At 36.4% G+C, this 6231-nt stretch carries 7 protein-coding genes; 3 read left to right on the top strand and 4 right to left on the bottom strand.

The window, feature by feature from the left end:
• Nucleotides 1–157: 157 nt before the first annotated feature.
• The 4 genes from AC1M9C_RS14250 to AC1M9C_RS14235 form a co-directional block, all read right to left on the bottom strand.
• Nucleotides 158–901 (bottom strand): amino acid ABC transporter ATP-binding protein, encoded by a 744-nt coding sequence (locus AC1M9C_RS14250; protein ID WP_481592363.1) that lies wholly within the window; start codon nt 899–901, stop codon nt 158–160.
• Nucleotides 902–912: 11 nt separating this feature from the next.
• A complete protein-coding gene (locus tag AC1M9C_RS14245; protein ID WP_481953931.1) occupies nt 913–1590 on the bottom strand; it encodes an amino acid ABC transporter permease in 678 nt (225 codons plus the stop codon).
• A gap of 1 nt (nt 1591) precedes the next feature.
• Nucleotides 1592–2434: an amino acid ABC transporter permease gene (locus AC1M9C_RS14240; RefSeq protein WP_481592365.1), complete on the bottom strand. Its 843-nt coding sequence runs from the start codon at nt 2432–2434 to the stop codon at nt 1592–1594.
• A 69-nt stretch (nt 2435–2503) separates the two neighbouring features.
• Complete coding sequence (locus tag AC1M9C_RS14235) at nt 2504–3403, bottom strand: amino acid ABC transporter substrate-binding protein (protein ID WP_180028739.1); 900 nt, start codon at nt 3401–3403, stop codon at nt 2504–2506.
• Nucleotides 3404–3861: 458 nt separating this feature from the next.
• Between AC1M9C_RS14235 and AC1M9C_RS14230 the strand changes: the two genes are divergently transcribed.
• From AC1M9C_RS14230 to ibaG, 3 genes are all read left to right on the top strand, one after another.
• Nucleotides 3862–5313, top strand: a complete 1452-nt coding sequence (locus AC1M9C_RS14230; RefSeq protein WP_180028738.1) for an RNA polymerase factor sigma-54 — start codon at nt 3862–3864, stop codon at nt 5311–5313.
• A 188-nt stretch (nt 5314–5501) separates the two neighbouring features.
• Complete coding sequence (hpf, locus tag AC1M9C_RS14225) at nt 5502–5834, top strand: ribosome hibernation-promoting factor, HPF/YfiA family (RefSeq protein ID WP_035268921.1); 333 nt, start codon at nt 5502–5504, stop codon at nt 5832–5834.
• Nucleotides 5835–5976: 142 nt separating this feature from the next.
• On the top strand, nt 5977–6228 hold the full coding sequence (ibaG, locus tag AC1M9C_RS14220; protein ID WP_180000146.1) for a BolA family iron metabolism protein IbaG: 252 nt from the start codon (nt 5977–5979) through the stop codon (nt 6226–6228).
• Nucleotides 6229–6231 lie beyond the last annotated feature (3 nt).

The raw sequence follows: 6231 nt of genomic DNA, 5'->3' as shown, positions 1-6231 counted from the left end.
GATGGTAGTGTGGGGTTACCCATGTGAGAGTAAGTCATCGCCAGCTCATTATTCTAAACACCCCCTTCAATAGAAGGGGGTGTTTTTTTATATATAAAAATTGAATTTCAAAATAATTTAAGTAGTTATCGCGAAATTTTCGGATTTAATCTAATATTTAATGTACTGCTGAAATTTTCTCTAAAAAATACTTTGTTCTTTCATGTCGCTCTTGTGGCTTATTAAAGAAGTCATCAGTCGGGCAATCTTCTAGAATTTTGCCTTGATCCATAAATATCACTCGATCTGAAACTTTTTTTGCAAATCCCATTTCATGCGTAACACACATCATCGTCATGCCTTCTTTTGCAAGTTGGCTCATGACTTCAAGCACTTCACCGACCATTTCAGGATCTAATGCGGAAGTGGGTTCATCAAAAAGCATACAGACTGGGTCCATACAAAGACCACGTGCAATCGCGACACGTTGTTGTTGACCACCTGATAATTGTCCTGGAAATTTATCTTTGTGTGCTGTCAAACCCACTCGATCCAAATATTGTAAGGCCTTTATTTTAGCTTCTTCAGTTGAGCGATTAAGTACTTTGATTTGTCCTATTGTTAGGTTCTCTAACACAGTCATATGAGGAAATAGTTCAAAATGTTGAAATACCATACCTACTCTAGATCTGAATTTTGCTAGATTCGTTTTAGAGTCTTTTAAAGCGGTACCATCAACGATAATATTTCCTTGTTGAAAAGGTTCTAAAGCATTCACTGTCTTAATAAGTGTAGATTTACCTGAGCCAGATGGACCGCATACAACGACAACTTCACCTTTGTTGATAGTGGTTGAGCATTCGCTAAGTACCTGAAAATCTCCATACCATTTGGATACATCTTGAATTTCAATCATTGGCATTTTGATTCTCCTTATCGAATAATGGCTATTTTTTGATGTAAGCGTTTAACTAGTCGTGAAAGTGCAAATGAAATGACAAAATAGACGACAGCAACAACTAGATAAAAAACGGCTTTGGTTTCCGAACCATAGGTACTAGCTAAAGTATTTGCATTGCCTAGGAAATCTGGTGCACTGATGACATAAACCAAAGATACATCTTGAAAAAGAACAATGGATTGCGTCAATATCACGGGTAACATATTTCTAAAAGCTTGGGGTAAAACTACGTATGACATTGTCTGGCGATAATTAAAACCCAAGGCGTAACCTGCATTCACTTGTCCTTTAGAAACTGATTGAATGCCAGAACGGACAATTTCTGAAAAAAAAGCAGCCTCAAAAATGGCGAAGGTTACTACACTTGAAAATAAAGGTCCCCAATAGGTGTGATATTGGAAATCGAAAAACTTAGGAAGTAAAAAGTAAAAGATAAAAATAACTTGAATGAGGGGAACACCTCGAAAAAAGTCGACATAAAATTTTGCAAATCCACTGGCAATTTTATTATTCGATAGACGCATCATCGCGATTGGTGTACCAAGAAGAATCCCACCAATAATCGAAAGAATGGTTACTGTAACTGTAAATTTAAAACCAGCGATCAAACTTGCAACGACATCGGGATGAGTTAGAACACTAAAGTCCATTTTATTTACCTCCCGAACCTAGACCTGGTACAGCCATTCGTTTCTCAATCCATGCCATCAGGTATTTAATTGAATAAGTGATGATGAGGTAAACAGGTGTTGAAAGAATTAAAATGACCACGTCTTGAGAGGTTTCTTCTCGCATTGTTTTGGTATATGCAAAAAAATTCAAAACACTTAAGGCAAAAAGCACGGCTGAATTTTTAAATACATTCATTGCTTCTGATGTTAGTGTTGGCCAAACGATTCGATAAGCCACTGGCAGAATGACATAACGATAACTTTGGTTTAAATTTAAACCGATCGCATAAGCTGCATTTTTTTGACCTTGTGAAACGGTATTAATACCTGCTCGAACCTGCTCAGCAATCCTTGCAGCGGTATATAGGCCCAGCGCAAATACACCAATAATTGCTGGATTATTATTTAAAATATTTTGCCACCATCCGCCAGAAACCATTTCACCACTTCCAGTACTCATACTCAATGGTAGAAGTTGAGGGAAAACGAATGCCCAGAAAAATAATTGAACAATTAAGGGTATATTTCTGAATAACTCTACATAACAAGTCCCAATGAATGACAGTAATTTATTGGGTAATGTACGCATAATGCCAATAAGTGAACCAAGTATAAATGCGATGAAAAAGGCAATGACAGCAGTCCAGATCATGGTCCAAATACCTGATCCAAGTATCTGTAACCAAGTCGGTGCATCAGCAACAGCTGAATAACTTGAACCTCCAATCGCACTACAGATAGATTCAGCCCAATCTTTTTTATCAACGCCATATTCGTTGGATGCCAAGCAAAATGACGTCCAATTTAAAGAACCAACAGCCATTGAAATTCCCTGCAATGGTTATGAGAAAAAAGGGCTTAAGTGTTTCTATTTAAGCCCTCATAATTTTTGTTATTTAATCCCTGCATCATTCGGAGATGCTTTTAATTTTTTAAATGAGCTACTCATAGGCATGTTTAGATTGATATTGCGTGGTGGAATAGGTGATAAGAACCATTTTTTATAAAGGGTATCCATTTGACCATTTTTCCACATTCCAGTTACCACACGATCTGCAATCGCTTTAAACTTGGCATCGCCTTTAGGCAGCATAATTCCGTAAGGTTCTGACGAAAGGACTGGACCTACAATTTTAAAATCTTGAGGTTTTGATGATTTGGCAATGAGCCCTGCAAGAATATTGTCATCCATAACAAATGCAGCTGCACGTCCCGAAGCGACCATTGCAAAAGAATCAGCATGATCTTTACCATAGACATTGGTAACCTTTATTTTTTCTCCTCGTGCACCCATTTTGATATATTTATCCGAGGTTGTTCCTTGCGTTGTGGCAACGGCTTTACCATTTAAATCCCCTAAATCTTTGAAAGGCGCTGAAGCTTTGACTGCCATACGTACTTCAGTGGCAAAGTAATTTGTAGAGAAGTTGACTTGCTGTTGTCGCTGGACAGAGTTGGTTGTCGTCCCGCATTCCATATCAATGTTTCCAGCGAGCATTTCAGGAATTCGCGTGGAAGAAGTAACCGCTTTATATTCAACTTTTAAGTTGGGGAGTTTTAAGTCTTTTTTTAATTCGTTAGCTACGTTATTACAGATATCGATGGCATATCCCATAGGTTTACCACCAACGATATATGAGATTGGATCAGAAGATTCACGATACCCGATGATCACTTTTCCATTTTTTTTGATTTTCGCAATGGTGTCAGTGGCATTGGCTTGACTCATTGTTCCGCCAGCGATGATGAAGCCTAATGCGCTGAGAAGGACTTTACCAGATAGACTTTTCATCAAGAAATCTCCATGTCTTGTAGTGCATCGTTCTTATAATTTTGACAGTTCTCAAATTTGGTTGAAATCTATTCAAAATAAACTATTAATTATTTTTATACTGTCTATGAGAATAAGTAAAGAATAAAAAATACTCGAAATTCAAATGAATTTAGATTTTTTGATCAACGCGAAATAAATCATGAGCTTATAAAACCTTGATCATGAGTAAGTGGTTTATTTTTAATCAACCATAACTGCAGATAAAACTAAAAAATTATTTTTTTTAATTTAAACTTGAGTGCTCATATTTTTTGAATATTAATTAAAAAAAAGTGATTGAATTATAATGTATTTTATCCTTATTTTTTTATTAACAATTAAGACTAATTGATTAACCTAACACTTGAAACTTATGTTATAAGAATTGTAGGCATGATTATTGCTTGAATAATAACGATGTTAGGGGGTAATGATTTATGAAATTAGCGTTAGGACTAAAAGTATCCAATTCTTTGTCTTTGACACCCCAGCTCCAACAAGCGATCCGACTTTTACAATTATCCAGCTTAGAGTTGGAGCAAGAAGTTCAATTGCAGTTGGATAGTAACCCCTTACTTGAAAAGGTGGATGATGATTCTCCAATGCAAAGTTTGGAGGACTTGAATCAGGAAAATTCTGCTAGTGATCTTACTCGAGAATTAAATGCAGATCATTTGCCAAATGATTTACCTGTAGATACGGAATGGGATGATGTATATACCCATCAATCATCATCAATGGAATTACCAGAATATGAAGAACGTGAGGATAATCGATCAATTCAAAATACACTGAAAGATCATATTTTACAGCAAGTTAATCTTCTAAATTTCTCCCAAACTGATCTTTTGATCGCTTATTGCATCGTAGATGGTTTGGATGAAAAAGGCTTTTTAGATGAGAGCGTTGAAGAAATTCACCACGCAGTGCTGACTTTACTCGCACAGATGGATATTGAAGAAGATGTTGAGATTGATGAAATTTTAGTGGTGTTGAAACATATTCAAAGACTAGAGCCGATTGGCGTTGGTTCACGCAATCTTGTGGAATGCTTATATGTTCAGCTTCAAGTTTTGCCTAATACCTTACCATGCCGTAATGACGCGTTATTGTTATTGCAGCATTATGAATTATTGATTGCCAATGACCTAAATAAATTACTGAAGCAAACAGGTTTTAAACTTGAACAGTTAAAAGCAGCGATACAACTTTTAAAATCATTACAACCCTATCCAGGGTTAATGTTTGAAAATAAAGAATCTGAATATCAAGTGCCTGATGTTGTGGTGGCAAAGAAAAATGACAGTTGGCATGTGCACTTAAATCCAGATATTTTGCCAAAATTACGTATCAACCCTTATTACGCAAATATGATTCGTCGAGCTGATCAAAGTGCAGATAATCAATACTTACGCAATCAAATGCTTGATGCTAAAAATTTTATTAAAAGTGTAGATGAGCGCCATAAAACGCTTTTAAAAGTAGCGACATGTATTGTTCAGCATCAACGAGATTTTTTAGAGTTGGGTGCTGAAGGAATGAAACCTTTGGTGTTGAGAGATGTGGCGGAGGAGGTTGAGTTACATGAATCAACAGTATCTCGTGTAACGACCAATAAATATTTGCTTACTCCGAGAGGGTTGTTTGAACTTAAATATTTTTTCTCAAGCCATGTTGGAACAACGTCAGGTGGTGAAGCGTCTTCAACTGCGATCCGAGCAAAAATTAAAAAGTTGATTGCTGAAGAGAACCCAAGAAAACCATTATCTGATAATAGTTTAGCTAAGTTGTTAAATGAGGATGGTATCGATGTTGCACGTCGTACAGTCGCAAAATATCGTGAATCGTTACATATTCCTGCATCATCCGATCGAAAAGTCTTGATCTGAAATTTGAAGTGTGATTATTCTAGAGGTTCATTATGACGAAATAATGAATCTCTTTTTTTTAGTTACACGAGGTTTAGCCAGCATGATTTCATGACTTAAATTTGCAGAATAATTCTATGTTGAATGTTCTGTCATGCAATCACATGGCTTAACTCAATCAAATCCTTTAGAAGGAGAGGGATAGGATTATGCAAATAACAATTCGTGGACATCATTTAAGTATTACTCCTGCAATAGAAGAGAATATTCGTTGTAAATTCGCCGAAATGACCAAGCACCTTGATCAGGTCAATAGTATGCAGGTGAAACTCACAAAGGATCACCAAGTCGATAAGCGTTCGAAAAAAGGAAGTTCGAATCATATCGCTGAAGCAATCGTGCGTTTACCAGGCGTCGAATTATTTGCTCAGGCATCTGGCGATGATATGTATGCATCAATTAAAAAATTGACTGAGAAAATAAAAAGACAGTTAATGAGATATCGTAAAATGCAAATGGCTTTTCAGCCGCTGCCTATATGACGGTATGTAGCTGAAAATAAAAAAAGAGGTATATTGCCTCTTTTTTTTATAGATAAATTGTATAGCAGATGAATTCATTGAATGAGTTATAGTAAAATAATCCGTTTTTACACAATCGATCGTCCCATGAGAGGTCTTTGCAATGAATAGTGAACAGCTCACTGAAATCTTAAAAGCTGCTTTCCCTTCTGCTGATGTTGCTGTAAGTGGACAAGGTGGGAAATTTGACCTCCGTATTGTAGATGATCTGTTTGAAGGTAAAAGAACAGTTGCTCGTCAACAAGCAGTTTATGCTCCTCTTAACGAATATATTAAAAGTGGCGCAGTTCACGCTGTAACCATACGCGCAATGACAAAAGAAGAATGGCGCAAAGCTAGTCTTTTCGGAGCTTAAGGA

This window comes from Acinetobacter sp. 24-47-39 (assembly GCF_056783825.1).
This window is presented reverse-complemented; position numbering and strand designations above follow the sequence as displayed.